The organism is Neisseria sp. P0013.S005, assembly GCF_051958425.1.
Classification (GTDB): Bacteria; Pseudomonadota; Gammaproteobacteria; order Burkholderiales; family Neisseriaceae; genus Neisseria; species Neisseria subflava.
Genome location: NZ_JBQCVL010000007.1, coordinates 93745 through 118107, shown reverse-complemented (window position 1 = coordinate 118107; position 24363 = coordinate 93745). Strand labels below are relative to the sequence as shown.

The window sequence follows — 24363 nt, the reverse complement described above, 5'->3', positions numbered from 1 at the left end:
GAGACGGGTGTTTTTGTGCATGTTCATGTTTCAGTATTCTCCTGGAAATACTGTAAACAACGCTACTAGTTTCTACAGGTAACCATCTCCTGAATTAGAATTACCATTTCCCATTCTATTGGAGTACACATCATTAGCAATTTTTTCAGGGTTGTTAGCAATATTCAAAGCTTTTTCATTTGGATTATGATTTCCATCTGCATATCTTTTGGGCCATAATTGAGCTAATCTTTTAGCAGAATAATTTAAATTTTCTTCCATAGTACTAAAATTACCAGATTCATGAGCAACCTGAGCAAGAAGATTGGCCAGTTCTTTTCTCGAAGAAATTCCATTCGACATAGCTTCCTGAAGGATTTTTTCCTCATGCATCAATTTCGTATTATTATTCATAATAGACTCGCTCTACTTAATTATAAAAAAATTCATCATAATTGAAATCTTGAAGTTTTACTGGTTTTGAACTATTTATACTTTTCCTTTTTATCTCATTCTTGCCAGTTACCGTATCATACACGTTCAATCTCGCTTTTCTCAAAATCCATGTACTTAATTTAGGTGAATATTGAAATCTATATACAGAAGTCCATCTTTCACGACTTCCTCCTTCTTGTGTAATTTCAAACACATTTCTTTTTGCTTCAACCGAAACCAAAGGATCTCCTGTACTCACTCCTCCACAATATTTGCATAAAACCATATTACGGTTTTCAATAACTGTATTCCACTGTTTTTTAGAATCTTCAACAAGGATTTTTAAATTTCTTTTACCTTCCGTGTTTTCCTCAATAACTAATTTATCCTTTATTCTATCTTGATTTAAATCTATTTCTTTTTCATAAATTATCTTGGCAAGACTTTCAGGCTGACTTCCAGCATAAGCATTTGTTAAAAATAAAAAACTTGAAAATCCATATAAGAAATACTTTACCACGTTTAAAATCCTCACTATCTATTTAGCTCAAATAAATTATCATCGTTTTTTAATAACTCTATACCCATTTTCTCCAGCTTTACTTGTCCTCGCGCATAAATCATTTCCGCAACGGACAATATCTGCTTGATTAATCCGTGTAACCATATCTGCATCAATTTTCTTACTCTGAATAACTCCCGAATAAAACCAAATCAATGCAATTCCCCCAATAACCAACGTTGCCAATGTTAGCGATGTAACCCATACTGAACGGGAAGAAATTTTATTATTTTCCTCCTGTACTTTCCGAAGGTAGCCATTAAATTCTCTAACTTGATCTGCCATCTGATTACGGGCTTTTTCCATATCTTTTACATAAGCATAAACAGCTTGAGAGACTTCTTTTGTTACTTCCTCCCTAATCATCTGAACAAGCATACGACGTTGTTCAATTAAAAATTTGTCTAACTCATTTCGAACATCATTCACAAGTTTTTCACTATTGTCTCGATATGCAACCATTAATCTAGATGTCTCGATAACCAAACTTCGAGCTTGTTCTATATCAGTGTTTTCTTCCATTAATACGTCCTAATTAAGAATTAAGTCTTTCTTATTTTCAGGCAGCCTTACTTCTTATCGCCTTTTTCCGGACGCACCCAGCCTTCGATGACGGTTTGGCGCGAACGGGCGAGAACGAGTTTGCCGTCTTCGCAATTGCGGGTAATCGCGCTGCCCGCGCCTGTCGTCACTTTGTTGCCGAGGGTAACAGGAGCAACCAGTACGCAGTTTGAACCGATGCGCACTTCATCGCCGATGACGGTTTTGTGTTTGTTCACGCCGTCGTAGTTGGCAATGATCGTGCCTGCGCCGAAGTTGGTTTTGCTGCCGACTTCGGCATCGCCGATGTAGGTGAGGTGGTTGGCTTTGGTGCCTTTGCCGATGGCGGCGTTTTTGATTTCGACGAAGTTGCCGACGTGTACGTCGTCTGAAAGGCGGGCTTGCGGACGCAGGCGGGCGTAGGGGCCGATTTGGTTGTTTTGTCCGACTTCGCAGTCTTCGAGGTGGGAGAAGGGGGCGATTTTGCTGTTTGCGCCGATTTTGGCGTTTTTGATGACGCAGTTTGCGCCGATTTCGACGTTGTCGCCGATTTCGATGTCGCCTTCGAGGACGACGTTGACGTCAATCACGACGTCTTGTCCGTGTTTCAGACGACCCCTTAAGTCGAAGCGGGCGGGATCGCGCAGGGTGACGCCTGCTTTGAGCAACTCTTGCGCTTGTTCGGTTTGGAAGATGCGTTCGAGTTCGGCGAGCTGGAGTTTGTTGTTCACGCCGGCGGCGAGGTGGGAGGCGCGCACTTGGACGGGATGGACTTTGATGCCGTCGGCAACGGCTTTGGCGATGAGGTCGGTCAGGTAGTATTCGCCTTGGGCGTTGTTGCTGGAGAGGCTGTTCAACCAAGCTTCGAGTTTGGCGTTAGGCAGAATCAAAATGCCGGTATTGATTTCTTTCACGGCCTTTTGGGCGGCATCGGCGTCTTTTTCTTCGACAATGGCGGTTACGCTGCCGTTGCTGTCGCGGATGATGCGGCCCAAACCTGTCGGGTCGTTGGGCACGTCGGTCAACAGACCGACTTCGCTGCCTGCGGCTTCGAGCAGGGTTTCGAGGGTGGCTGCGTCAATCAGGGGAACATCGCCGTACAACACCAGCGTGCGGCCTTCGGCGGAAAGGTGGGGCAGGGCGGTTTTGACGGCGTGGCCGGTGCCGAGCTGTTCGGTTTGTTCGACCCAGACGACGTCGCGTTTGACGGTGTCTAAGACTTGGTCTTTGCCGTGTCCGATGACGACGCAGATGTTTTGGGGATTCAGGGAGGCGGCGGTGTCGATAACGCGCTCAACCATGGGAAGGCCGCCGATGCGGTGCAGCACTTTGGGCATTTTGGAGTACATGCGCGTGCCTTTGCCGGCGGCGAGGATGACGATATTTAAAGCTGTCTGAGCCATGATACGGTTTCCGTTGTCGTTGTTTGAGGCCGTCTGAAAAGTGTGGCAACACGTGTTGATTGTTTTTCACTCCGTTTCAGACGGCCTTGGGGATATTGTTATTCGGTTGCTGGCTGTTGATTGGCAAATTGCGGTTTTTGCCAGTGCTGGCCGCGTTCGCCGTGTTCAGCATGATCCGCTTGATAGGATTGGACGGCGCGGCGCTCAGGGCGGAACTGGTTGTAATTCATGTTTTTAGAATAAGTACCGTCCTGATAAACGATAGGTGTGCCGGTAGCATATTTTTGGCGTACGGCGGTACGGCCGGATTCGTTGGTATAGGTTTCCCAAGAGCAACCGGCCAAAACGGCGGCGGCGGTCAGAATTAAAGCGAGTTTACGCATGATGTTGTCCTTGTTTTTAAATGTTGGAAATACTGTGTATTGTACTGTTTTTTTAAAGGCTTAATGGCAGGTTTTGTGCAAAATCAAGCAAGCCCTGCATATCTTTCACTATGCCGTCAGCAAATGGCAACGGATGGGCTTTTTCGCCGTACCAAACGGTCTTCATGCCCAAGGCTTTGGCTTGGTGCAGATTGTCGGCGCTGTCGTCCACCATAATGCACTGTTCGGGTTTGACGCCCAACAGGCGGCAGACGTTGAAATAGGCCTGCGGATTGGGTTTGTAGAGCAGGCCGAAGTCGTCCGTACCGAACCAGCCGTCAAAATGCGCTTCCAAGCCCAACTCCTCAATCAATGCGCGGACATAAAACGAAGGCCCGTTGGAAAATACGGCTTTTCGCCCTTTCAGACGGCCTAAAACGTCATCAGTTCCATCCATACCCTCCACCTTTGCCAAAATTTGCTTAAGCGGGTGACTTTCACGCAAAAATTCATCGATATCGACTTCGGGATGGTGGATTTGCAAACCGGCAAGCGTCGCGCCGTATCGGTGCCAATAATCTTGGCGCAGGTGGGAGGCAGCTTCTTCGGAAAGTTTCAGACGGCCTGCCATGTATTCGGTCATGGCGCGGTTGATGATGTAGAAAATGCCGGTTTCGGCATTGTGCAAAGTGTTGTCGAGGTCAAACAGCCAAACGGGGGAATGATTCATATCGTGCCTTGATATGCAAATTTTGTTATGATATTTCGTATTTTACCCGCACAAAGGAAAGAGAATGAAACTGAAATTGTCCGCCTTGGCCCTGTTGCTGGCTTCGGCAAACCTGTACGCCCAAACCGAAGTGCGTTTGGCCGTGCACAAATCCTTCAGCCTGCCCCAATCCGTCATCGCGCAATTTGAAAAAGCCAACGATGCCAAAGTGTCCGTCATCAAGGCAGGCAGCGGCAACGAAATGCTCAACAAACTGATTTTGAGCAAGGCCAACCCGATTGCCGATGCGGTTTACGGTTTGGACAACGCCAACATCGGCAAAGCCAAAGCCGCCGGCATCCTCGCCGCAAACCAACCCAAATCCGCACCCGTAACCGCCTCCCTGCCCGATGCGCTGGCCGTCGATTACGCCTATGTCACCATCAACTACGACAAAAAATGGTTTGAACAGAAAAAACTGCCCCTGCCGCAAACACTGCAAGACCTGACCAAACCGGAATATAAAAACCTTCTGGTGACCCCGTCTCCCGCCACATCCTCGCCCGGCCTCTCCTTCCTCTTGGCCAACATCGGCGGCATGGGTGAAGAAGGCGCGTTCAAATGGTGGGCACAAATGCGCCAAAACGGTGTGAAAGTTGCCAAAGGCTGGAGCGAAGCCTACTACACCGACTTTACCCAAAACGGCGGCGCCTATCCCCTCGTGGTCAGCTATGCCACCAGCCCGGCGGCCGAAGTCCACTACTCCAAAGGCAAATACAGCACTCCGCCCACCGGCAACCTCTTCCTCAAAGGCGGCACATTCCGCCAAGTTGAAGGCGCGGCCGTTTTGAAAGGCGCAAAACAGCCCGAGCTGGCGGCCAAACTGGTGAGCTGGCTGCAAAGCGGCGAAGTGCAAAAAGCCCTGCCTGCCGAAATGTGGGTCTATCCGGCTGCCAAAAACACGCCGCTGCCCAAAGTATTCGAGTTTGCCCAAACCCCAAAACACAGCGATTCCCCCAATCGCGCCGACATCAACACCAAACAAAAACAATGGGTGAGCCGTTGGAGCAAAACCGTTTTACGTTAAGCTGAAAAAGATTTAAGAAAGATTAAAGGCCGTCTGAAAAAACAAATCATTAGTTTTTCAGACGGCCTTGTTTTACAATAACCTTTTAAACAACTTCACACGCACACACAATTATGAATTTCGATCTTCAAGTCCTCTCCTCCTTCTCCGGTTGGGAACAACTCGCCCAAACTGGCATGTCTTTCGGCATGAACCTGCTGGCCGCCTTGGCCATCTTCTTTATCGGCCGCTGGATCGCCACGCGCGTGGTGACACTGATGAAAGCCGCGTTGACACGCGCCAAAGTCGATAAAACGCTGGTTAGCTTCCTCGGCAACGTTGCCAACATCGGCCTGCTGATCCTCGTTATCATCGCCGCACTGGGCAAACTCGGCATCCCGACCACTTCCGTTACCGCCTTGATCGGTGGCGCAGGCTTGGCCGTGGCTTTGTCTTTGAAAGACCAACTGTCCAACTTCGCTGCCGGCGCGCTGATTATCCTGTTCCGCCCGTTTAAAGTCGGCGACTTTATCCGCGTCAACGGTTTTGAAGGCATCGTCCGCGAAATCAAAATGGTGCAGACCTCTTTGAGTACGCCGGACAACGAAGAAGTCGTCCTGCCCAACAGCGTGGTCATGACCAATAGCATTACTAACCGCTCCTCCCTACCCCTGTGCCGCGCCCAAGTCGTTGTCGGTGTCGACTACGCCTGCGACTTGAAAGCCGCCAAAGCCGCCGTATTGAGAGCGGCAACCGAGCATCCATTATGTGTTCAAACCAAAGAACGACCTGCCGTCGTATACATTACCAACCTCGCTGCCAGCGCTATCGAAATCACGCTTTGGGCATGGACGAACGAAGCGGATTTGGCCTTATTCCGATTCGGTTTGAACGAGCAGGTCGTCGAAAACCTGCGCGAAGCCAACATCAACATCCCATTCCCACAATGTGATGTCCACCTCATTCAGCCGAAAGACTGATTTCAACTTTCAGGCCGTCTGAAACCCGGCGGATCGAACACCCGCCCCATTCCACCCTTTCCATAAGGAGCCGCCATGTCCCATCTGCAAACCATCGCCGAACACCTGACCAGCCGCCGTCAAACCGTTACCTGCGCCGAGTCCTGCACCGGCGGCCTGCTTGCAGGTGCGCTGACCTCCCTCTCCGGCAGCTCGCAATGGTTTCATCAAAGCTTCGTCACATACAGCAACCAAGCCAAACAGGAGCGTCTCGGCGTCATGCCCGATACCTTGCTGAAACACGGCGCGGTCAGCCGCGAGACCGTCTATGAAATGGCACGCGGCGCAAAGGCCGTCGCGCAGGCAGATTACGCCTTGAGTATTTCCGGCATCGCCGGCCCTAGCGGCGGCAGCGCGGCCAAACCGGTCGGCACAGTCTGGTTCGGCCTGGCCACGCCCGAAGGTTCGTTTGAGCAAACCGCGCTTTTCACAGGCGACCGCGAAGCAATAAGGGCGCAAGCCGTCGAATACGCATTGGCTTTCTTGGCGGAACATTTGGTTTGATAGAAAAAACTCAGGCCGTCTGAAATCTGGAAATCAGGTTTCAGACGGCCTTTTTATTTATCTATTCAAACCATCGGCGGATTTATACGCCCAAAAGCTCTTTGCCGAGGAAGCTGCCTTTTTCGACACCCGGCAGGACGAAGAAATAGCCGCCGCCAAACGGGCTGATGTATTCCTCCAGCGGCTCGCCGTTGAGCAGGTTTTGCACGAAGATGAAGCCGTCGGCAAGGTTGGCCTGATAGCAGATGAACACCAAGCCGACATCGAGCTGGCCGTTGGCGGCGAGGCCGCGCGAGTAGTTGAAGGCGCGGCGGTAGAGCAGGTGTTTTTTCATGAACTCAGGATCGCGCGGATTGGCAATGCGCATATGGCTGTCTTTGGGCGTGATTTTGCCGTCGGGGTCTTTGGCGAAATCGGCGGTGTCGCCCTCTTTTTTACCGTCCATGGGCGCGCCGCTGTATTTGCGTCGGCCGAAAATATCGGTTTGTTCCTGCATCGGGGTGCGGTCCCAAAACTCGACAAAGTGGCGGATGAGGCGGACGGCCTGATAACTGCCGTTTTTCGCCCATGCCGGTTCGTCCAAGCTGTTGGCGGCAACGCCTGTCCACAGGACTTGATCGGCAACTTTGGGATCTTCGACTTTTGGATTGCCGGAGCCGTCGCGGAAACCTAAAAGGTTGCGCGCGGCAATGGCGCCGGGTTCGGCTTTAGGGAGCCAACCGTCTATGCTCCAACGGATCACGGCAAACTGGGCGGTATTTTTGATGATGTCGCGCAGGGCGGCTTGGCAGGTTTCGGGGGAAAACGCGCAAATTTGCAGGCTGAGGTCGCCGTCGCACCACGATTTTTGGAGTTTGTCGTTGGGGAAGTCGCGCATTTCCTGCAAGTGTTTCGGCTTTTTGTCTTTGAGGCCGAAGCGGTCGTCAAAGAGGCTGCTGCCGACGCCGACGGTAACCGTCAGTCCGTCGGGGCGGAATTGTTTGCCGAGGATGCCGCTGCCCGCAGGCGGAAGTTTGTCGTCGCCGTCTTGGTATTCGCCGCCTTGGGTGAGGAATTCGATGCGGGCGGTCAGGACGCGGAATAGGTTTTCAAGTTGTTTGGCGTCTTTGGCGGTAACGTCAAAGGCACACATAATGCCGAAGAGCTGGTGTGGCGTAACGATGCCTGCCTGATGCTCGCCATAACACGGATAGGCCAGCTCGGAATGTTGATTGTTTTGGGTTTCGGCGGCGGCTTCGCCTTGTTTTTTACCGGCAAAATAACCGGCAACGCCGATGGCACCGGCGGCAAGGGCAGTTTTGAAAAGGGTTCGTTTTTCGGGTTGTGCCGGTTGTTTGTTTTGGCTCATGGTCTGCTCCTTGGCAGGGAACGGAAAGATTGCAATCGTGTGAAGTAAGGTCGGTTTTCAAGCATATTTTGTGTGGGCGACAATAAGATTCAGACGGCCTTTCAATATCCAAAGGCCGTCTGAAAACGCGTTATCTTATTTCAAACCCAAAATGCCGCGCAGTTTGGCCAAATCTTCTGCCAAGGCATTAATCGGCGCCTGCAGGGCTTTGCGGTCTTCTTCGCTCAGTTTGTCGTACAGCTCGAAGCCGTCTTGTTTTTTGTATTTCGCCAAAATGTCTTCAACCTGTTTGAAGTTGGCATCGGTTTTTTCCAACAACGCTTTGTCTTTGGCTTCGATCAGCGGACGGAACAAATCAACGATTTTTTTGGAGCCTTCCACATTGGCTTGGAAGTCGCTCAAGTCGGTATGGCTGTAACGGTCTTCTTCGCCGCTGATTTTGCTGCCGGCCACTTCTTCAATCAGTTCGGACGCGCCGCCGACCACTTTGCCTGGAGGGAATGCCAATGCGTCGATTTCTTTTTGCAGGGCTTCAACATCGGTCATCAGTTTCGCTGCAATTTCCTTCACGCCGGATACGTCTTTTTCTACCCAAAGGGCGTGTTCGATACGGTGGAAGCCTGTAAACCCGGCATCTTTCGCACCGTCTTTAAAGTCGTCTTCACGCGCATCGATGACGGGGTCGAGTTCGCTGAAAAGCTCGGCAATCGGTTCGATACGTTCGTAATGGACGCGGGTGGCGGCAAACAGGGATTTGGCCTTTTCAATGTCGCCGGCTTTAACGGCTTCGGTAAAGGTTTTGGTTTTCGCCACCAGCTCTTTAACCTCGCCTTGAACGTAAGCTTTATAGTCGGCGAGCGGTTGGGACAGTTTTTCCAAATCCGCTTCGTTGGCAGTGTCTTTGAAGCCGCTGTCGGTAACAATCAGCTTACCGCGCGGATTGGTCAACAGGCCGCAAGTCATTTCATATTCGCCCGGCAGCAGGGTAACGGTCATTTTGTCGGATAAACCCGGGGCGATGTTTTCACGCTCGTCCACCACCATCACGCCTTTCAGGATTTCCCATTCCAGCTTGCGGCCACTGTCGTTTTTGATGTTGAACACGACTTGGCCGCTGGGGACGGTCAATTCCATCGGTTCGCAGGCAGTATCGTTCACGCCGATATTGACCGAACCGTCGGCATTGGCGGCAGCGGATGCGCCTGAAGCGGCAGGCGCGGCTTTTTCGGCTTCAGGCGGCTGACACGCGGTCAAACCCAGAGCCAACATTACGGACAAAGCAGTCAGATTGAATTTTTTCATTTTCATTCCTTTTTATTTAGTTAACGTTTTTGCCGGCGCGCTGCCGCGCAAAAACCAAATCATGACGGGAACCAGATACAGCAGCCAAATCAGGACTTCGCCTTCGGTCGGGTGGTCGGTATAGCCGAAGAAACCGCCGAGCAGCACGCCTAAAGGGCTGTCTTCATGCAAATATTTCGATGTGTCGAAAGCGATGTCCTGCATCACATTCCATACGCCGGCCTCATGCAGCGCGCGAAACGAACCGGCCAACAGACCGGCTGCCACCACAATCAGAAACGCGCCCGTCCAACGGAAAAACTTCGCCAAGTTAAGGCGCATACCGCCCTGATAAATCAGCGTACCGATGACAACCGCCGCCAACAGCCCCAACACTGCGCCTATCGGCATAGACCACGTCGGACTTTGCTGGAACACGGCCAGCAGGAAAAACACGCTCTCCAAACCTTCGCGCGCCACGGCCAAAAACGCCATGCCGACCAAGGCCCAACCCTGGCCGCTGCCGCGGTTCAAGGCCGTCTGAACCGAATCCTGCAGATGCTGTTTCATCGAACGCGCGGCCTTTTTCATCCATAAAATCATGTACGTCAGCATCGCCACGGCCACCAGGCCGATGACGCCGACCACCAATTCCTGTTCTTTCTGCGGAATCTCGCCCGTTGCCGAATGGATGCCGTAACCGATGCCCAAACACATGACCGAAGCCAAAAACACGCCCAGCCAAACCTTCGGCATCAGCTCGCTGTGTCCCGACTGTTTCAAAAAACTGGCAACAATACCGACGATCAGGGCGGCTTCGATGCCCTCGCGCAGCATAATCAATAAAGCAATCAGCATAAAAAACTCTAAAGTGAAACGTTTATTTGTTAACGCATTTATAACGCTTTATGTTTAATAACGCAAATTATTTTTATTTTTTAATAACCCCATATTTATTAAGATTTTTTAAAATAGAATAACGGACGTAATCAATAAAAACTAAAAGGCCGTCTGAATTTTATTTTTTCAGACGGCCTTAATTTATCTAAGCAATTGTAAATAAATAATAAAAAAGTTCCATAGTATAAATTTCCCTATCAGTGATATTTTCAAAATTTATCAAATTTAAAAGGTTGATTTACAAAAAAAATTAAAACCGCCTTATCTTTTATAGTTGGCATACTGCTGGTGCAATCAGCAATCCATGACATAACAAACGCATAACAAAGGAACCCTCCTATGCCACGTTTAAAACTCCACCAAATCGCTTTGGCTTTGGCCGTTTCTGCCGCGTTGACCGCCTGCGGTGAGAAAACGGCTCAAACAACCGAAACCCCTCAAGCAGCTTCTGCCGCGAGCGCTGCCGATACTGCCGCAAGCACCGCCGCCGTTTCGGCCCCTCAAAATTCCGCCGATATTTCTGCCGAAGACAAAGCCCTGTTGGAACGCGCGCAAGCTACGTTCAAACCTTTGCCTGACTTAGCCGAAATGCAAAAAGTCCGTCCGTTTACCGAAGAACAGGTCAAACTCGGCCAACAACTTTGGTACGAAAACCGCCTGTCCAAAGGCAACACCGTCAGCTGTAACTCTTGCCACAACTTGGCAACTGCTGGCGTAGACAACATGCCGACCAGTGCGGGCCACAAAAGCCAATTCGGCGCCCGTAACTCCCCAACTGCTCTGAATGCCGCCTTGTTGGGCAGCCAATTCTGGGACGGCCGTGCAGCCGATGTGGAAGAACAAGCCGGCGGCCCATTGCTCAACCCTGTTGAAATGGCCAACGCGACCGAAGCCGATGCCGCCGCCAAAATTGCCGGTATCCCTGAATACCAAGAAAAATTCAAAGCCGCATTCCCTGAAGACGGCGCGGTTTCCTTCAAAAACATCACCACCGCATTGGGCGCGTTTGAACGTACCCTGCTGACCCCGACCCGTTGGGACGACTACCTGAAAGGCAACGTATCTGCCCTGAGCGAACAAGAACGCAAAGGCGTACGCGCATTTATAGACAACGGCTGTATCGCTTGTCACAGCGGCGTCAACTTGGGCGGTACCATGTTCCAAAAATTCGGTTTGGTGGATGGTCCTTACTGGAAACACATCGACGATCCTAAACACGACAAAGGCCGTGCGGACGTAACCAAAAAAGCCGAAGACGAATTCTTCTTCCGTGTTCCCGGCTTGAGAAACGTTGAACGCACCTATCCATACTTCCACAACGGCAGCGTTTGGGAATTGGATAAAGCCGTCAACATCATGGCGAAAGCCCAATTGGGTAAAACTCTGGCTCCGGAAGAAACTGAAAACATCGTTGCCTTCTTGAAAGCCCTCTCCGGCAATGTTCCTGAATCTGCCCGAACCATGCCTGAGCTGCCTGTATCCACCGATGTCAAATCCCGACCTGACAACAAATAAGGTTTAGCACAAAACAAAGGCCGTCTGAAAATCCGTTTCAGACGGCCTTTTTGTTGCCGGGCATATAATCGGCTTTGTTTCACGATTCCACACAATATGGTAATCTTGAGCCAATTTTCACCATACATCCGAAAGGAACATCATGAGCCTGATTATTGAAGACTTGCAAGAAGGCCACGGCAAAGAAGCCGTCAAAGGCAAAGAAATCACCGTACATTACACTGGTTGGCTGGAAGACGGTACCAAATTCGACTCCAGCCTCGACCGCCGTCAACCGCTGACCATCACGCTGGGCGTCGGTCAAGTGATTAAAGGTTGGGACGAAGGCTTCGGCGGCATGAAAGAAGGCGGCAAACGCAAGCTGACCATTCCTTCCGAAATGGGCTACGGCGAACGCGGTGCCGGCGGCGTGATTCCTCCGCACGCAACCTTGATTTTTGAAGTCGAGCTGCTGAAAGTGTACGAATAAGCATTTGACGCTTCAAAAGACCGAGGCCGTCTGAAACCCGAAGTTTGGTTTTTCAGACGGCCTGTTTTCATCAAGATTCGGTATAATGCCCTCTTTTACAAGCAAACCATTTCCCAAGGAACCCCCATGCTTTTACCCGAACAAGTCAAAACCCTGATTGAAGGCGTTACCCCTTGCGAACACGTCGAAGTTGAAGGCGACGGCCATCACTTCTTCGCCGTCATCGTTTCCTCCTCATTTGAAGGCAAAGCCCGCCTCGCCCGCCACCGCCTGATTAAAGACGGCCTCAAGCCGCAACTCGAAAGCAACGAATTGCACGCGCTGTCGATTTCCGTTGCCGCCACTCCGGCCGAATGGGCGGCCAAACAGGCTTAATTTGGAATCAAACAAAAGGCCGTCTGAAAACTTTTCAGACGGCCTTTTTCATACATATTAATCAGCGCAGGCAATCGATACAAACGCCAAACCGCATTCGACAACACACAATCTCGGTGTCAACCTTACCGGCACGACCGCCAAACTAGCCCTGCCGTTTCGGGAAAAACTGCACCACGTTCTCCCCTTGCGGCAACACCAATTTTTTCACGGCATGACCGTACACGGTTTCAAGCGTGATGTTCAGACGGCCTTCGTTGGCAAAAATCTTATCCACACATTCCTTGGCCGCTTGCGGATTGCTGAATTTCAACGCATTCCACAATCCCAAGGTTTCCATGTCCTGCCAAAACGTCCCGGCTTTTTTATAGCTCAACTCAAGCTTGGCCGTGTCGGTTACCGGATCGTAAAAGCCGTTGTCGGCGAGCATATCGCCCAAGTCGTGCATATCAATCAGCATGGGCGCTTCGCATTCGATGCCTTCATGGTTCAGACGGCCTGTCAGCTCGGTCAGGCTGTCGCGGCCAAAGTGCGTGAAAAACAATAATCCGTCGGTTTTCAAAGCAGCGGCCCAGTTTTTCAATACCGGCAAAATATCGTCGGCGCGGCTGAGGCTGAGGTTGGCCCACAACATATCGGCAGATGCTTCGGGCAACGGCGCGGTCAGGGCTTGGCAATGCTGCGGGATGGTTTTGCCGGTCAGCTTCTGCCAAAAACCGCCTTTGCGCGCGGCGGCGGCGGTTTTCAAAAAATCAGCATTCGGATCGTATTCTTCAAACACGGCGTCGGGATAACGCGCGGCCAGCAGGCTGCGGCTGATGTCGGCATCGGCACCAATCAGCATGATGCGTTTGGGTGCATTGCGGACCAGCTGCAGGCGCTCGTCGGTGTCTTGGGCGAGATGGCGGTGAATCTGCCAGCGTTTGTCTTGTTCGGTCATGGTGGGTCGTGTCAGCGGGCTTTGCCCGACAATGTTTTTATGGTTGAAGGCTGTTTCAGACGGCCTTTTCGACAAAATTGCGGTAGATTTCGGCAAATTCGTCGGCATGGCTTAAAAAGGGCGCGTGTGCGGCTTTGTCGATAAGGACCAGCTCGCTATTGCTCAAATGGCGGTGCAAATATTCGCCCATGCGCGGCGGCGTGATCGCGTCTTTCTGTCCAAACACCAGCAATGACGGCGTTTGAATAAGCGGCAACAGCGGACGCGCGTCGGCATGGTTGACCGCTTCAAGCGCGGCCTGTAAGGCGGAAGGCGTGCCGCAACGCGCCAAATCGGGCAACACCCGGTTTAAGATTTCGCCTGAATGGGGCGTGTGCAGCAGTTGCAGTTGTAGAAACTGTTTAATATGTTTGGCATAATCCTGCTGGAATGCGCCGACCATCTTGCCCAGGGCAGGTTGCGCCAAGCCTTCGGGATAATCCGTGTCGGCAGTCAATCGGGCAAAACTTGCCGTCAGGCAGAGCGATTGGATTTTGTCGGGATAAAGCGCGGTCAGATACAGGGCAACCAGTCCGCCCAGCGACCAGCCGAGAATGTGTGCCGGCGTGTCGATTTGTCCGGCGAAGGCTTCGGCAACGGCGGCAATATCAAACGGTTCGGCAAAAGGCGCATCGCCGTGTCCGGGCAAATCAAGCGCGTGGACGTCCCAATTGGCAGGCAGGCGCGGTATCAAATCGTCGAATACATGGCGGTTCGCCGCCCAACCGTGTATCAGATAAACTTTTTTGGCGGAGTGTGGCATGAATGTTCTTTCTTGGTGGCGCAGTTTGAAACAGCTCAATGCGCAACGTTGCGTATTATGCCACGATTCCGTTTCAGACGGCCTTTGCCGAGGCTGCGCAAACGATTTGACGGAATATTTTATCGACGCGGCACAAAGCTGCCCTTTGTGTTTCCGCCATGTTGCGGGCGGGGCAGTGTGCGGCAGTTGTCAGAAAAAGCCGCCCGCATTTGATAGAATGTGGGCCTCGCTGTATTACGAACCGCCCGTCAGCAGCATGATACGCGAGCTGAAACACTTGGCCGATTTGGGCATGAGCCGACCGTTGGCGGATTTGATGTGCCAAAACGCACCGGACTGGCTGACGATGGAACACTTCGATTTCGTCCTGCCCATGCCTTTGAGCAAAGAGCGGCGGCTCAAGCGCGGATTCAACCAAAGCGAGGCGTTGACGGATATTTTGGCAAAACGCTACGGCTGGACGCTGCTGCCGCGCCACGCGGTTTTCAGACGGCATGGCAAGCCGCAAAGTACACTGAAAAGCGACGAACGTCTGCGAAATATCAAGAATGCATTTGAAATCGAAGCCGAATTACCGAAGGCGTGTAATATTCTGTTAATTGATGATGTCTTCACCACCGGCTCGACTTTAAACGAATTGGCGAAAACGCTGAAAAAATCAGGTGCAGGTAAGATTTTTTGCTGGAGTTTGGCGCGTCCGCCAATGAAAAAATAGCTTAAAGTTTTTGACACCCATGGAACATTTCGGCATTATGCCACTCTATAAGTGATTGATTTATATGTTTACCATAGTTTTGTACCAACCCGAAATCCCGCCCAATACGGGCAATATTATCCGCCTGTGCGCCAATACCGGTGCTGATTTGCACTTGGTCAAACCGCTTGGTTTCCCTCTGGATTCGTCCAAAATGAAACGCGCGGGTTTGGATTATCACGAGTTTGCCAAACTGACGGTACATGAGAATTTCGATGATTGCCTCAAGGCACTCGAAGGCCGCCGCATTTTCGCGCTGACCACCAAAGGCTCCACCCGCCCCGACGAAGTTTCCTTCCGCGAAGGCGACGTGTTGCTGTTTGGTCCCGAAACACGCGGCCTGCCTGCCGAAGTTCTCGACAGCCTGCCTGCCGGACAAAAAATCCGCCTGCCGATGATGCCCGACAGCAGGAGCATGAATCTTTCCAATACCGTCGCCGTCATTCTGTTTGAAGCATGGCGACAAAACGGTTTTGCCGGCGGCGTATAACAGGCCGTCTGAAACCGCTGCGTTATCAACTCAAGAACGGAACCCGTTTTGACTTTTACTAAAAAAACCCTCCTTTCCTTAGCCGCCGCCACCATCGGCGTCCTTTCCATCAATGCCGCCATCGCCGACAGCGTGGTCCGAGTCGAAAAACTGCATCCTTCTGCCAACCGCAGTTACAAAGTTGCCGGCAAACGCTACACGCCGCTGACCAAAGTTTCCTCTTTCAGCCAAACCGGCAAAGCCTCATGGTACGGCAACCAATTCCACGGCCGTAAAACTTCCAGCGGCGAGCGTTACAATATGAACGCCCTCTCCGCCGCCCACAAAACCCTCCCTATTCCCAGCTACGCACGCGTGACCAATATGCAAAACGGCAAAAGCGTCATCGTCCGTGTCAACGACCGCGGCCCTTTCCACGGCAACCGCGTCATCGATGTTTCCAAAGCCGCCGCCCAACAGTTAGGTTTCATCAACCAAGGCTCGGCTAACGTCAAAGTTGAACAAATCATCCCCGGCCAAACCGCCGCTCAAACCATTATTTCCCCAAACAACAAAGAATTTTTTGTTGATTTGAAATCCTTCGGTACCCAACGCGAAGCACAGGCTTATTTGAACCAAGCCGCACAAAGCCTGCCGTCAGACAGCAAAGTCATGCTTGAAAAACGCAACTACGAATACGTTGTCAAAATGGGTCCGTTCAGTAGCCAAGAACGTGCCGCCGAAGCAGGCGAACGCGCCCGTCATATGAACCTGGCATCCGCCATCTGATTTCGTCCGCGTTACCGCTGAAGTTTGATACAATACAAGGCCGTCTGAAACCCGATTGCAAGGTTTCAGACGGCCTTTTTTAATCACAGGGGAACACCATGATCAGCAGGCTCACAGGCAAATTGATTGAGAAAAATCCGCCGCAGGTCGTTATCGACGTCAACGGCGTCGGTTATGAAGCCGACGTTTCCATGCAGACTTTCTACAACCTGCCCTCCGTTGGCGAAACCGTCCATCTTTACACCCAGCTTGTCGTCCGCGAAGACGCGCATTTGCTGTTTGGTTTCGCCTCAGCCGAGGAACGCGCCACCTTCCGCCAACTGGTCAAAGTCAGCGGCATCGGTGCCAAAACCGCATTGGGCATTTTATCGGCCATGAATGCCGACGAGCTGGCGCAAGCCATCGCCGAAGAAGACGTCAAACGTCTCTCCTCCGCCCCCGGCATCGGCAAGAAAACCGCCGAACGCATGGTGTTGGAACTGCGCGGCAAACTTGTATCCCATACCGTTTCAGACGGCCTGTTTGCCCCTGATGCCGTTGCCGACGAAAGCCAAGACATCATCAACACCCTGCTTGCCCTCGGCTACAACGAACGCGAAGCCAAAGCCGCCACTAAAGGCATTCCCAAAGGTACGGAAGTCGGCGAAGGCGTGCGCCTGGCCTTGAAAAACCTGCTCAAATAAGGCCGTCTGAAACATGAAGGCATTGGCACTGAGCGTCACCCTCTTGCTGAGCGCGTGCGTCTATACCGAGACTCCGTATGGGCGCACCGCCGTCTTGGACCTGCCCGTCCACTCGCAAACCACCATCAACAAAACCGTGACCATCAACGCCCCGCCGGGAACGACCGTTATTTACCAAGACAGCCAGCCCGTTCACAACCATCCGGCTTATCCCGTCTATCCGCGCCGGGTTTATCATTATCGATAAACAACGCTGACCGTTTGAAACCATATGTTCAGACAGCCTGTTGAGAGACCAACCATGAAATACATCCTTCCCCTGCTTTTATTCCTAAGCGCCTGCACACCGGACACCAAGACCACAGATGCCGCATCCTCCCCAAAAACACACGGCTTCGCACACCGCCTGACCGAAGGCGAAAAACTGCTGACCCAAGCCCTCATCAAACAAGACCTCGCCGCCTACTTCAAACACGAAACCGGCGGCGCATTTGCCGAACAAGCCCCCTTATTCTCGGCCCAACAACTTGCCGAACAGAAAAACATCCCCCAAAACGATGCCATCGGCGTTTACGGCAAAATCATCAAAACCCAAGGCCGCACCGCCTGGCTGCAAACCGACAAGCAAACCCTCAAACTCGATTTGGCCGAACCGCTGCAAGAAGCTCAAGGCGAAGTTACCCTTGTCTGCCAACACGAAAACACCGCATTCCAAGACTGCCAAACAGAAGAAAACTTCGCCCGACGCTTTACCGAACAAATTTTCTCGGCGGTCGAGTCCGGACGCGTATCCGCCCAAACAGACGCACCGGCCGAAGAAATCATGGCCGGCCGCCTTATCCCGTTTTTGAGTGCCGCCAGCGACTTTACCGGCAACTTCAAAGCCTGCGCCACCACCATGACCGAATACTGCACCAGCCGCCTGGCACGCGAAATGCCCGAATCCGCAGTCCGCAAAAAAGCACAGGAATTGGGTTTAACCGAGATAGCATTTAAAAAGAAAAAATAAATATCAGGCCGTCTGAACCTTATGGCGACTGTGCTATAATCCGCGACTCATACAGGTCGGACAGACAGTCGCCGCGTATCGCGTAAGGCATACGGGGAGGAAAGTCCGGGCTCCATAGAGCAGAATGCCGGCTAACGGCCGGGCGCGGCAACGCGACGGAAAGTGGAACAGAAAGCAATACCGCCGATGATTGCCTTCGGGCAAAACAGGTAAGGGTGAAAAGGTGCGGTAAGAGCGCACCGTGCATTTGGTAACAAAGCGCAGCAGGCTAAACCCCATTCGGAGCAAGACCAAACAGAACGCGATGACGCTGCTCGCCGAGCGTTCGGGTAGGTTGCTTGAGCACACCAGCAATGATGTGCCTAGAGGAATGACTGTCCGCGACAGAACCCGGCTTACCGTCCGAGCTGTATGTCCCCATACCGCGGCAGGTTTTTAAAACCTGCCGCATTTTTATAAAAATAAAAAGGCCGTCTGAAACCTGAATCTTGGTTTCAGACGGCCTTTTTTTAAACCGCTGTTTATGGACGGTATTCCGGTTTCATGCCGTTGGGTAGGAGCTGCCATACATAGCCGGTGGTTTTCATTTTGCCGGCCACTTCGCCTGCTTCGTCGCCATAGCCCCAGAAATAATCCACACGGACCGCGCCTTTAATCGCGCTGCCGGTATCTTGCGCCATAATCAGGCGGTTGAGGGCTTTTTTGGTGGTCGGGTGGGCAGTGGCGACAAATAATGGTGCGCCAAGCGTGATGTAGTGACGGTCGATGGCACCGGCGTATTCGCCCATCAACGGCGTACCCAATGCGCCCACCGGGCCGGAATCACTGCTGCCGGTCAGCTCGCGGAAGAAGACGTAGCTTGGGTTTTGTCCCAAAACTTCGGCAAGGCGGCCGGGGTTTTGCTTCATATAGGCCTTGATGCCCTGCATGCTGGTCTGACCCAGCGGCAGATAGCCTTTGTCCGCCATATAGCGGCCGATGGAAACATACGGATGTTCGTTTTTATCGGCAAATCCGACACGGATGTATTTGCCGGACGGCGTTTTCAGACGACCTGAACCTTGAATGTGCATAAAGAAAAGTTCGACCGGATCATCTGCATAACCCAAAATTGGCGCTTTGCCGTTAAGCGCGCCGCCGTTGATTTGGCTGCGGGTGTAGTAAGGAACGAAACGGCTGCCTTCAAAACGGCCTTTCAGCGCAGTGCTGCGTGCTGTAATCGGGAATCTGGACAAATCGGCCGTGTATGTGCCGCTATTGTCGATGACGCCGCTGTTTTGGCCGGTTTGGCGGATGCGGACGGTGGCTTTGCTGCCTCTCAAGTTTGCAGCCAGCGGAACGGAAACAAAATCGTTCGGAATGCCATAAATAGGGAAACGGGATTGGCTTGTGGGCTTGTCGTCGCCGTGCAGGACCGGTTCGTAATAGCCGGTAATGGTGCCGGCAGGATTACCGCCGTTATCGACGCGCCATGCGGTGAAATAGCGTTCAAAGAAGTGCTTGGCTTGGAAATGGTGCGCCGGCGTTTGCATGGCTTGGATACAAACGTCCTGCCAGCCTTGGCGGTTTTTGAGTTTTTCACAGCCTAAGCGGAAAGATTGCAGGCTTTTGGCAAAGTGTTGGGTGCTCCAGTGCGGCAGTTCGTTGTAGGAAACAACGGTGTAGTTTGCTCCTCCCCCGCTCACTGTCGTACCGATGGGGTCAGGCGTACCGGTGGGGCGGTCAGGGCCTTTGATAACGCTGGTGTCGGTTTCGGGAAGGTTTTTAATGCTTTTGCTCGGACAGGCAGCAAGAATGGCTGCGGCAATGCTGACGAGCGTGATGCGGTACAGGTGTTTTTTCATGGAATCAATAGCGTGTCGAAAGGCCGTCTGAAAGCTATTTTTCAGACGGCCTATGTTGGAAAGTGCTGATTTTAACACAAAAAAGCCATTTATCGGCGCGGCGGTAGTTGGACGACAACCGTATCGGCCAGCATATCGTAGAGCGTGCGGCGGTCGCGTTTGACGGAGAAGAGCATGATGAAGTTGATCAGTAAAATCAGTAGGGAACAAATTAAAATGTTTACTTTTAATACAAAGTATGCGGAAATCAAGATGACAAGTACAATCAAGCCCCATGCTAATTCTCGTACTAACACCGTACCAAGAAAACCCGGATTGCTGCCATTGCTTTTTAATACACGAATACCCATGATCTTTTTACCCAAGGATTGACCATAACGGCTCATGTAATAAAGCTGAACAATACCGACAATTAAATATACGATAGTACTCAATCCTCCCACCTTAGCCATATCTGCCCGCATACTGACACTCGTTATAAGATCTGGTGTAAAAGGAATATTTTTCTGCTTGGCAATTACTGCTGCTTCAGTATATAAAATATAATAATAGGGTAAAAAAATAATTACATTAAATAAATAATTCAACAAATATGCCGCGACCCGTGACCATACTGAAGCAATATGGACATCCACTACTTCCGTTTGCGGCAAATCTACCGACTTTATTTCATTCATTTAATCTTTCCTCTATGCAATTAATGAAATGTAGTTTCATTGCCATCTTAACCTATTTTTCCATCATTCTAAAAAATTTCGATAAAAACCTTTACATTTTCCGCAGACGGCGTTAAAACACTTGTTTTCCCCTTTGTTATAGTGGGTTAACAAAAATCTGAACAAAGCGGCAGGCGATGCCGTTCCGATTTTTGTTAATGCACTATAAAACTTATCCGGATTTTCTTCTCAAGGAGTAGCACATGAAAGTAGGTTTCGTCGGCTGGCGCGGTATGGTCGGCTCTGTTTTGATGCAGCGTATGAAAGAAGAAAACGACTTCTCCCACATTCCCGAAGCGTTTTTCTTTACCACTTCCAACGTCGGCGGCGCTGCCCCTGATTTCGGTCAGGCAGCCAAAACATTGTTGGATGCCAACGATATTGCCGAATTGGTAAAAATGGACATCATCGTTACCTGTCAGGGTGGAGATTACACCAAATCCGTCTTCCAACCCCTGCGCGACAGCGGCTGGAACGGCTACTGGATTGACGCGGCGTCCTCCCTGCGCATGAAAGACGACGCGATTATCGTCCTCGATCCCGTCAACCGCAACGTCATCGACAATGGTCTCAAAAACGGCGTGAAAAACTACATCGGCGGCAACTGTACCGTTTCCCTGATGCTGATGGCTTTGGGTGGCCTGTTCCAAAACGATTTGGTCGAATGGGCAACCAGCATGACCTATCAAGCCGCTTCCGGCGCAGGTGCGAAAAACATGCGCGAACTCATCAGCGGCATGGGCGCGATTCACGCCAAAGTGGCAGACGAGCTTGCCGATCCTTCCAGCGCGATTCTCGACATCGACCGCAAAGTGTCCGATTTCCTGCGCAGCGAAGACTATCCGAAAGCCAACTTCGGCGTACCGCTCGCCGGCAGCCTGATTCCGTGGATTGACGTGGACTTGGGCAACGGCCAGTCCAAAGAAGAATGGAAGGGTGGTGTGGAAACCAACAAAATCCTCGGCCGCAGCGACAATCCGACCGTAATCGACGGCTTGTGCGTACGCATCGGCTCTATGCGCTGCCACAGCCAAGCCCTCACCCTGAAGCTGAAAAAAGACCTGCCTGTTTCTGAAATCGAAGCCATCTTGGCAGGCGCGAACGACTGGGTGAAAGTTATCCCCAACGAAAAAGAAGCCAGCATTCACGAGCTGACTCCTGCCAAAGTTACCGGCACGCTGTCTGTTCCTGTCGGCCGTATCCGCAAACTGGAGATGGGCGGCGAATACATCAGCGCGTTCACCGTTGGCGACCAACTCTTGTGGGGCGCTGCCGAGCCGTTGCGCCGCGTGTTGCGCATTATCTTGGGCAGCCTGTAATTTAGGTTAGTATGAAAAAAGCAACGGTTTGAGCCGTTGCTTTTTTTGTCACAAAAAGGCCGTCTGAACCTTTCAGACGGCCTTGTTTCCTATTCTTTCTTACCGGCCAAACCAATTTCTTTGGTGGAACCGCCAACTTTGATTTGCGCTTTACCGGCAATTTCTTCAGCCTGCGGGCCGAAAAGTTTCAAATCGTAACGGCCGTTTTCGATACCGTTCAAACTGGTTTTACCGCTGATGGCGGCTTTGCCATTGTTATTGGCAATACCTGCGGCAAGCAGGTCGACATTATTGTGGGAAGCCATGCTGCTGATTTTGCCGTAACCTTGTTTTTTATCGAAATCAACGGTGTATTTCAGACGGCCGCTGCGGTCGTCGCCGTTAAACGCAATGCCCGAATACTGATAGCTGCCTTGTTTGGGCAAATTGCGGTAAGCGGTTTCATCGCCTTGGACTTCGCCGACGGTGAATGTGTATGTATCGAGGTTTTGCAGCTTGCCCGCGTCATCGGCTTTTTGTTTGGCGTAACGCGCGGCAACAGCGGAATAATTTTGTTTATACACTTGGAAGTCGCCCGTTTCCAAAGTGATGACTTGGCCTTTTACCTTAATTTTTTGGGCGTAGTCGTAAGAGGACACTTTATCGGTTTTCAAAAAGCCGGTATCGAGTTTGCCGCCTTTTTTCAGGGTTTGCGTTTTACCGTTGGCCGTCAGCTCCAACGTACCGTTTTCAGGGACAGATTCGTTCAATTCAATGGACAACACGCCTTTCGGATGCGGATTGAGCGGTTCGGTCACGGCATTCGACAAGCCGCTTGTTGCGCCGCCGCAGGCAGCCAACATCAAAGACAGGGAAGCAGTCAAAGCAGAAACATGAAAAGTTCTCATCATTTTTTCCTTTCCTTTTTATTTGGTATGATATTTATCATATACCTAAAAAAATGAACAATAAATGATTTTTGTCAAAATTAAGTATTTTGAATATTGATTTTATAAATATTGAAACATTTTTAGAATATCGGACATTCAGTCTATCCAGCCTCCCTTCCGCTATAATCATTTTATTTTGCAAACGGACTTCATCATGCCGAAAATCACCCTCATCGCCGCCTACGCCGCCCGCCGCTGTATCGGCATCAACAACACCATGCCTTGGCATTTGCCCGAGGATTTTGCCTTCTTCAAATCCTACACCACCGGCAAACCCGTTATTATGGGCCGCAAAACATGGGAATCGCTGCCGCACAAACCGCTGCCCGGCCGTCAAAATATCGTCATCACCCGTCAAGATTATCAGGCCGAAGGCGCGCAAACGGCGGCTTCTTTAGAAGATGCGCTGACTTTGTGTCAGGGGGTTGAAGAAGTCATCATCATGGGCGGCGCGCAAATTTATGAACAAGCCCTGCCGATTGCCACCGATTTGCGTTTGACCGAAGTCGGTTTGGATGTGGATGGCGATGCGTTTTTTCCTGAGTTTTCCACAGAAACATGGCAAGAAGCCTCTCGGGAAAACCATGTTTCCGCTAAAGGCATCGAATACGCGTTTGTGCATTATGTGAAGGCATAATCTGATAACACAAAGGCCGTCTGAAACCCTGTTTTTCAGGTTTCAGACGGCCTTTTTATTTCATTTGTTTACAGTATGCCTTAAGCCGTTTTGTTTTTCAAAGGCAGCTTGATATGCGGTTTGGCAGGCTTGGGCGCTTCTTTCAGTCCAAGTTCGATTTGCTGCTCTTCGCTCAACAAATTGCTCCAGTCGCCTTTTTTATACCAGTCGCGGCCGTCCAACTCGATGGGGTGTTGGATTCGTTCGCAACCGTTGCCGCATTGCAAATCGTCTTCTTTGCAGTATTTGTCGCAACCCCAGCAGATACGCTCGGGATTTTTCGGGAAAATGGGAAATTTCTTGGCCATGATGTTCTTCTTTTGTTTGTGTGCGGTATGGGCAGAATTATAAGTGATTTGAATGGGGCTGGCGGCGGGTTTATCGTGTTTTACGCTGATTTTTTAAGATGTGTTAATCTTTCAGACGGCCTATACTGTAAAAACTACCCCTATGCGGTACAACAAGAGGAGCCAATATGAACATATGCCGTCTGAAGCCTGAATTTGTCGAGCCTTTAGCCCTCGCGCTGTTTGAGGAATGGCACGATTTTGCGCCGTGGTCGTCTCTAGACAAAATCCGTGCGTATTACGCGCAGTGCCTCGATGGGGATAATTTGCCGCTGGCGTTTGCGGCTGTGGATAACGAAGGGCGGCTGATGGGTTCGGCGGCATTGAAGCGATTTGATATGGCGTGTTTTCCCGAATACGAATATTGGCTGGGCGATGTGTTCGTTTTACCGCAATTTCGCGGTTTGGGTGTAGGCAGGCAGCTGGTTTCGTTTTGTTTGGATAAAGCACACGAACTGGGTTTGCCGCATCTGTTTCTCTATACGCCGGATGTGCAGGCCGTGTATGAAAAGTTCGGCTGGAAAGAAATCACCCAGACTTGGCACAACGGGGAAACCGTATCCGTCATGAAATTGGATTTATAGCTTGAAAAGAATAAAAGGCCGTCTGAACATTTGGT

Annotated in this window: 30 protein-coding genes and 1 other RNA gene; 16 read left to right on the top strand and 15 right to left on the bottom strand. The window is 51.1% G+C overall.

The genetic code is table 11. The features are described from left to right. Positions 1–72: 72 nt before the first annotated feature. The 6 genes from ACTHTA_RS08425 to ACTHTA_RS08400 form a co-directional block, all read right to left on the bottom strand. Positions 73–393, bottom strand: coding sequence for a hypothetical protein (locus ACTHTA_RS08425; RefSeq protein ID WP_308888008.1), 321 nt, complete (start codon positions 391–393; stop codon positions 73–75). 16 nt (positions 394–409) lie between these two features. Next, positions 410–934, bottom strand: coding sequence for a hypothetical protein (locus tag ACTHTA_RS08420; RefSeq protein WP_154953762.1), 525 nt, complete (start codon positions 932–934; stop codon positions 410–412). Between the two features lie 39 nt (positions 935–973). Continuing rightward, positions 974–1498, bottom strand: a complete 525-nt coding sequence (locus ACTHTA_RS08415; RefSeq protein WP_308888011.1) for a lytic enzyme — start codon at positions 1496–1498, stop codon at positions 974–976. A gap of 47 nt (positions 1499–1545) precedes the next feature. Further along, positions 1546–2919, bottom strand: coding sequence for a bifunctional UDP-N-acetylglucosamine diphosphorylase/glucosamine-1-phosphate N-acetyltransferase GlmU (gene glmU / locus ACTHTA_RS08410; protein WP_308888012.1), 1374 nt, complete (start codon positions 2917–2919; stop codon positions 1546–1548). A gap of 98 nt (positions 2920–3017) precedes the next feature. Then, complete coding sequence (locus tag ACTHTA_RS08405; RefSeq protein WP_308888013.1) at positions 3018–3302, bottom strand: membrane lipoprotein lipid attachment site-containing protein; 285 nt, start codon at positions 3300–3302, stop codon at positions 3018–3020. Positions 3303–3354: 52 nt separating this feature from the next. Beyond that, on the bottom strand, positions 3355–4011 hold the full coding sequence (locus ACTHTA_RS08400; protein WP_308888014.1) for a pyrimidine 5'-nucleotidase: 657 nt from the start codon (positions 4009–4011) through the stop codon (positions 3355–3357). A gap of 64 nt (positions 4012–4075) precedes the next feature. On the opposite strand from ACTHTA_RS08400, the gene ACTHTA_RS08395 reads away from it, so the two are divergent. The 3 genes from ACTHTA_RS08395 (at position 4076) to ACTHTA_RS08385 (ending at position 6579) form a co-directional block, all read left to right on the top strand. After that, positions 4076–5077 (top strand): thiamine ABC transporter substrate-binding protein, encoded by a 1002-nt coding sequence (locus tag ACTHTA_RS08395; protein WP_308888015.1) that lies wholly within the window; start codon positions 4076–4078, stop codon positions 5075–5077. A 113-nt stretch (positions 5078–5190) separates the two neighbouring features. Further along, the gene (locus ACTHTA_RS08390; protein WP_308888016.1) at positions 5191–6036 is read left to right on the top strand and encodes a mechanosensitive ion channel family protein; all 846 of its coding nucleotides are present in this window, start codon (positions 5191–5193) and stop codon (positions 6034–6036) included. A gap of 75 nt (positions 6037–6111) precedes the next feature. Continuing rightward, on the top strand, positions 6112–6579 hold the full coding sequence (locus ACTHTA_RS08385) for a CinA family protein (protein WP_440346559.1): 468 nt from the start codon (positions 6112–6114) through the stop codon (positions 6577–6579). A gap of 82 nt (positions 6580–6661) precedes the next feature. Here ACTHTA_RS08385 and efeB read toward each other — a convergent pair whose 3' ends face one another. From efeB to efeU, 3 genes are all read right to left on the bottom strand, one after another. After that, positions 6662–7927, bottom strand: a complete 1266-nt coding sequence (efeB, locus tag ACTHTA_RS08380) for an iron uptake transporter deferrochelatase/peroxidase subunit (protein ID WP_440364531.1) — start codon at positions 7925–7927, stop codon at positions 6662–6664. 135 nt (positions 7928–8062) lie between these two features. Then, positions 8063–9229, bottom strand: a complete 1167-nt coding sequence (gene efeO / locus ACTHTA_RS08375) for an iron uptake system protein EfeO (protein WP_049333129.1) — start codon at positions 9227–9229, stop codon at positions 8063–8065. A gap of 12 nt (positions 9230–9241) precedes the next feature. Further along, positions 9242–10066: an iron uptake transporter permease EfeU gene (efeU, locus tag ACTHTA_RS08370; RefSeq protein ID WP_049349150.1), complete on the bottom strand. Its 825-nt coding sequence runs from the start codon at positions 10064–10066 to the stop codon at positions 9242–9244. Between the two features lie 381 nt (positions 10067–10447). On the opposite strand from efeU, the gene ACTHTA_RS08365 reads away from it, so the two are divergent. The 3 genes from ACTHTA_RS08365 (at position 10448) to ACTHTA_RS08355 (ending at position 12467) form a co-directional block, all read left to right on the top strand. Next, entirely contained in the window at positions 10448–11623 is a 1176-nt protein-coding gene (locus ACTHTA_RS08365) for a cytochrome-c peroxidase (RefSeq protein WP_440375758.1), read from the top strand. A 139-nt stretch (positions 11624–11762) separates the two neighbouring features. Beyond that, entirely contained in the window at positions 11763–12092 is a 330-nt protein-coding gene (locus ACTHTA_RS08360) for an FKBP-type peptidyl-prolyl cis-trans isomerase (RefSeq protein WP_137041372.1), read from the top strand. A 126-nt stretch (positions 12093–12218) separates the two neighbouring features. Continuing rightward, complete coding sequence (locus ACTHTA_RS08355; RefSeq protein WP_003686612.1) at positions 12219–12467, top strand: BolA family protein; 249 nt, start codon at positions 12219–12221, stop codon at positions 12465–12467. A gap of 145 nt (positions 12468–12612) precedes the next feature. On the opposite strand, the gene ACTHTA_RS08350 is transcribed toward ACTHTA_RS08355, so the two are convergent. Next, positions 12613–13407 (bottom strand): class I SAM-dependent methyltransferase, encoded by a 795-nt coding sequence (locus ACTHTA_RS08350; RefSeq protein ID WP_440364576.1) that lies wholly within the window; start codon positions 13405–13407, stop codon positions 12613–12615. Between the two features lie 55 nt (positions 13408–13462). After that, on the bottom strand, positions 13463–14209 hold the full coding sequence (gene bioH, locus ACTHTA_RS08345; RefSeq protein ID WP_313971305.1) for a pimeloyl-ACP methyl ester esterase BioH: 747 nt from the start codon (positions 14207–14209) through the stop codon (positions 13463–13465). Between bioH and ACTHTA_RS08340 the strand changes: the two genes are divergently transcribed. From ACTHTA_RS08340 to rnpB, 7 genes are all read left to right on the top strand, one after another. Then, positions 14208–14924, top strand: a complete 717-nt coding sequence (locus ACTHTA_RS08340; RefSeq protein ID WP_308888021.1) for a ComF family protein — start codon at positions 14208–14210, stop codon at positions 14922–14924. The two genes, bioH and ACTHTA_RS08340, sit on opposite strands and share 2 nt — an antisense overlap. Positions 14925–14988: 64 nt before the next feature. Then, on the top strand, positions 14989–15453 hold the full coding sequence (gene trmL / locus ACTHTA_RS08335) for a tRNA (uridine(34)/cytosine(34)/5-carboxymethylaminomethyluridine(34)-2'-O)-methyltransferase TrmL (protein WP_070461542.1): 465 nt from the start codon (positions 14989–14991) through the stop codon (positions 15451–15453). A gap of 48 nt (positions 15454–15501) precedes the next feature. Continuing rightward, positions 15502–16221 carry a septal ring lytic transglycosylase RlpA family protein gene (locus ACTHTA_RS08330; protein WP_308888022.1) on the top strand — a complete coding sequence of 240 codons (720 nt, stop codon included), beginning with the start codon at positions 15502–15504 and terminating at the stop codon, positions 16219–16221. Between the two features lie 98 nt (positions 16222–16319). After that, entirely contained in the window at positions 16320–16904 is a 585-nt protein-coding gene (ruvA, locus tag ACTHTA_RS08325) for a Holliday junction branch migration protein RuvA (RefSeq protein ID WP_063068624.1), read from the top strand. 13 nt (positions 16905–16917) lie between these two features. Then, a complete protein-coding gene (locus ACTHTA_RS08320; RefSeq protein ID WP_137041378.1) occupies positions 16918–17151 on the top strand; it encodes a methionine-binding protein in 234 nt (77 codons plus the stop codon). Between the two features lie 54 nt (positions 17152–17205). After that, positions 17206–17913, top strand: coding sequence for a hypothetical protein (locus tag ACTHTA_RS08315; RefSeq protein WP_440364575.1), 708 nt, complete (start codon positions 17206–17208; stop codon positions 17911–17913). A 52-nt stretch (positions 17914–17965) separates the two neighbouring features. Further along, positions 17966–18327: RNase P RNA component class A (rnpB, locus tag ACTHTA_RS08310), an RNA gene on the top strand. Between the two features lie 107 nt (positions 18328–18434). Here rnpB and mltA read toward each other — a convergent pair. Then, positions 18435–19757: a murein transglycosylase A gene (mltA, locus tag ACTHTA_RS08305; protein ID WP_070631519.1), complete on the bottom strand. Its 1323-nt coding sequence runs from the start codon at positions 19755–19757 to the stop codon at positions 18435–18437. An 89-nt stretch (positions 19758–19846) separates the two neighbouring features. Beyond that, positions 19847–20434, bottom strand: coding sequence for an RDD family protein (locus ACTHTA_RS08300; protein ID WP_313971303.1), 588 nt, complete (start codon positions 20432–20434; stop codon positions 19847–19849). Between the two features lie 242 nt (positions 20435–20676). Here ACTHTA_RS08300 and asd point away from each other — a divergent pair, with 242 nt between their 5' ends. Then, a complete protein-coding gene (gene asd / locus ACTHTA_RS08295) occupies positions 20677–21792 on the top strand; it encodes an aspartate-semialdehyde dehydrogenase (protein ID WP_440364386.1) in 1116 nt (371 codons plus the stop codon). 89 nt (positions 21793–21881) lie between these two features. Here asd and ACTHTA_RS08290 read toward each other — a convergent pair whose 3' ends face one another. Further along, complete coding sequence (locus ACTHTA_RS08290) at positions 21882–22679, bottom strand: factor H-binding protein (RefSeq protein ID WP_313971282.1); 798 nt, start codon at positions 22677–22679, stop codon at positions 21882–21884. Positions 22680–22875: 196 nt separating this feature from the next. Between ACTHTA_RS08290 and ACTHTA_RS08285 the strand changes: the two genes are divergently transcribed. Then, positions 22876–23358, top strand: coding sequence for a dihydrofolate reductase (locus tag ACTHTA_RS08285; RefSeq protein WP_313971280.1), 483 nt, complete (start codon positions 22876–22878; stop codon positions 23356–23358). Between the two features lie 80 nt (positions 23359–23438). On the opposite strand, the gene ACTHTA_RS08280 is transcribed toward ACTHTA_RS08285, so the two are convergent. Next, positions 23439–23705, bottom strand: a complete 267-nt coding sequence (locus ACTHTA_RS08280; RefSeq protein WP_003686685.1) for a DUF3079 domain-containing protein — start codon at positions 23703–23705, stop codon at positions 23439–23441. 167 nt (positions 23706–23872) lie between these two features. On the opposite strand from ACTHTA_RS08280, the gene ACTHTA_RS08275 reads away from it, so the two are divergent. Beyond that, entirely contained in the window at positions 23873–24328 is a 456-nt protein-coding gene (locus ACTHTA_RS08275) for a GNAT family N-acetyltransferase (protein WP_308187071.1), read from the top strand. The last annotated feature ends 35 nt before the right edge of the window (positions 24329–24363 follow it).

Excerpts from the sequence above, each read along its gene's own strand:
- glmU (WP_308888012.1), bottom strand. The coding sequence starts at position 2,919 with ATGGCTCAGACAGCTTTAAATATCGTCATCCTCGCCGCCGGCAAAGGC.
- ACTHTA_RS08385 (WP_440346559.1), top strand. The coding sequence starts at position 6,112 with ATGTCCCATCTGCAAACCATCGCCGAACACCTGACCAGCCGCCGTCAA.
- asd (WP_440364386.1), top strand. The coding sequence starts at position 20,677 with ATGAAAGTAGGTTTCGTCGGCTGGCGCGGTATGGTCGGCTCTGTTTTG.
- ACTHTA_RS08290 (WP_313971282.1), bottom strand. The coding sequence starts at position 22,679 with ATGAGAACTTTTCATGTTTCTGCTTTGACTGCTTCCCTGTCTTTGATG.
- ruvA (WP_063068624.1), top strand. The coding sequence starts at position 16,320 with ATGATCAGCAGGCTCACAGGCAAATTGATTGAGAAAAATCCGCCGCAG.
- ACTHTA_RS08320 (WP_137041378.1), top strand. The coding sequence starts at position 16,918 with ATGAAGGCATTGGCACTGAGCGTCACCCTCTTGCTGAGCGCGTGCGTC.
- ACTHTA_RS08405 (WP_308888013.1), bottom strand. The coding sequence starts at position 3,302 with ATGCGTAAACTCGCTTTAATTCTGACCGCCGCCGCCGTTTTGGCCGGT.
- ACTHTA_RS08400 (WP_308888014.1), bottom strand. The coding sequence starts at position 4,011 with ATGAATCATTCCCCCGTTTGGCTGTTTGACCTCGACAACACTTTGCAC.
- ACTHTA_RS08355 (WP_003686612.1), top strand. The coding sequence starts at position 12,219 with ATGCTTTTACCCGAACAAGTCAAAACCCTGATTGAAGGCGTTACCCCT.
- efeO (WP_049333129.1), bottom strand. The coding sequence starts at position 9,229 with ATGAAAAAATTCAATCTGACTGCTTTGTCCGTAATGTTGGCTCTGGGT.
- ACTHTA_RS08275 (WP_308187071.1), top strand. The coding sequence starts at position 23,873 with ATGAACATATGCCGTCTGAAGCCTGAATTTGTCGAGCCTTTAGCCCTC.
- ACTHTA_RS08365 (WP_440375758.1), top strand. The coding sequence starts at position 10,448 with ATGCCACGTTTAAAACTCCACCAAATCGCTTTGGCTTTGGCCGTTTCT.
- trmL (WP_070461542.1), top strand. The coding sequence starts at position 14,989 with ATGTTTACCATAGTTTTGTACCAACCCGAAATCCCGCCCAATACGGGC.
- ACTHTA_RS08285 (WP_313971280.1), top strand. The coding sequence starts at position 22,876 with ATGCCGAAAATCACCCTCATCGCCGCCTACGCCGCCCGCCGCTGTATC.
- mltA (WP_070631519.1), bottom strand. The coding sequence starts at position 19,757 with ATGAAAAAACACCTGTACCGCATCACGCTCGTCAGCATTGCCGCAGCC.
- bioH (WP_313971305.1), bottom strand. The coding sequence starts at position 14,209 with ATGCCACACTCCGCCAAAAAAGTTTATCTGATACACGGTTGGGCGGCG.
- ACTHTA_RS08350 (WP_440364576.1), bottom strand. The coding sequence starts at position 13,407 with ATGACCGAACAAGACAAACGCTGGCAGATTCACCGCCATCTCGCCCAA.
- ACTHTA_RS08280 (WP_003686685.1), bottom strand. The coding sequence starts at position 23,705 with ATGGCCAAGAAATTTCCCATTTTCCCGAAAAATCCCGAGCGTATCTGC.
- ACTHTA_RS08300 (WP_313971303.1), bottom strand. The coding sequence starts at position 20,434 with ATGAATGAAATAAAGTCGGTAGATTTGCCGCAAACGGAAGTAGTGGAT.
- ACTHTA_RS08415 (WP_308888011.1), bottom strand. The coding sequence starts at position 1,498 with ATGGAAGAAAACACTGATATAGAACAAGCTCGAAGTTTGGTTATCGAG.
- ACTHTA_RS08315 (WP_440364575.1), top strand. The coding sequence starts at position 17,206 with ATGAAATACATCCTTCCCCTGCTTTTATTCCTAAGCGCCTGCACACCG.
- efeU (WP_049349150.1), bottom strand. The coding sequence starts at position 10,066 with ATGCTGATTGCTTTATTGATTATGCTGCGCGAGGGCATCGAAGCCGCC.
- ACTHTA_RS08340 (WP_308888021.1), top strand. The coding sequence starts at position 14,208 with ATGAATGTTCTTTCTTGGTGGCGCAGTTTGAAACAGCTCAATGCGCAA.
- ACTHTA_RS08395 (WP_308888015.1), top strand. The coding sequence starts at position 4,076 with ATGAAACTGAAATTGTCCGCCTTGGCCCTGTTGCTGGCTTCGGCAAAC.
- ACTHTA_RS08390 (WP_308888016.1), top strand. The coding sequence starts at position 5,191 with ATGAATTTCGATCTTCAAGTCCTCTCCTCCTTCTCCGGTTGGGAACAA.
- efeB (WP_440364531.1), bottom strand. The coding sequence starts at position 7,927 with ATGAGCCAAAACAAACAACCGGCACAACCCGAAAAACGAACCCTTTTC.
- ACTHTA_RS08425 (WP_308888008.1), bottom strand. The coding sequence starts at position 393 with ATGAATAATAATACGAAATTGATGCATGAGGAAAAAATCCTTCAGGAA.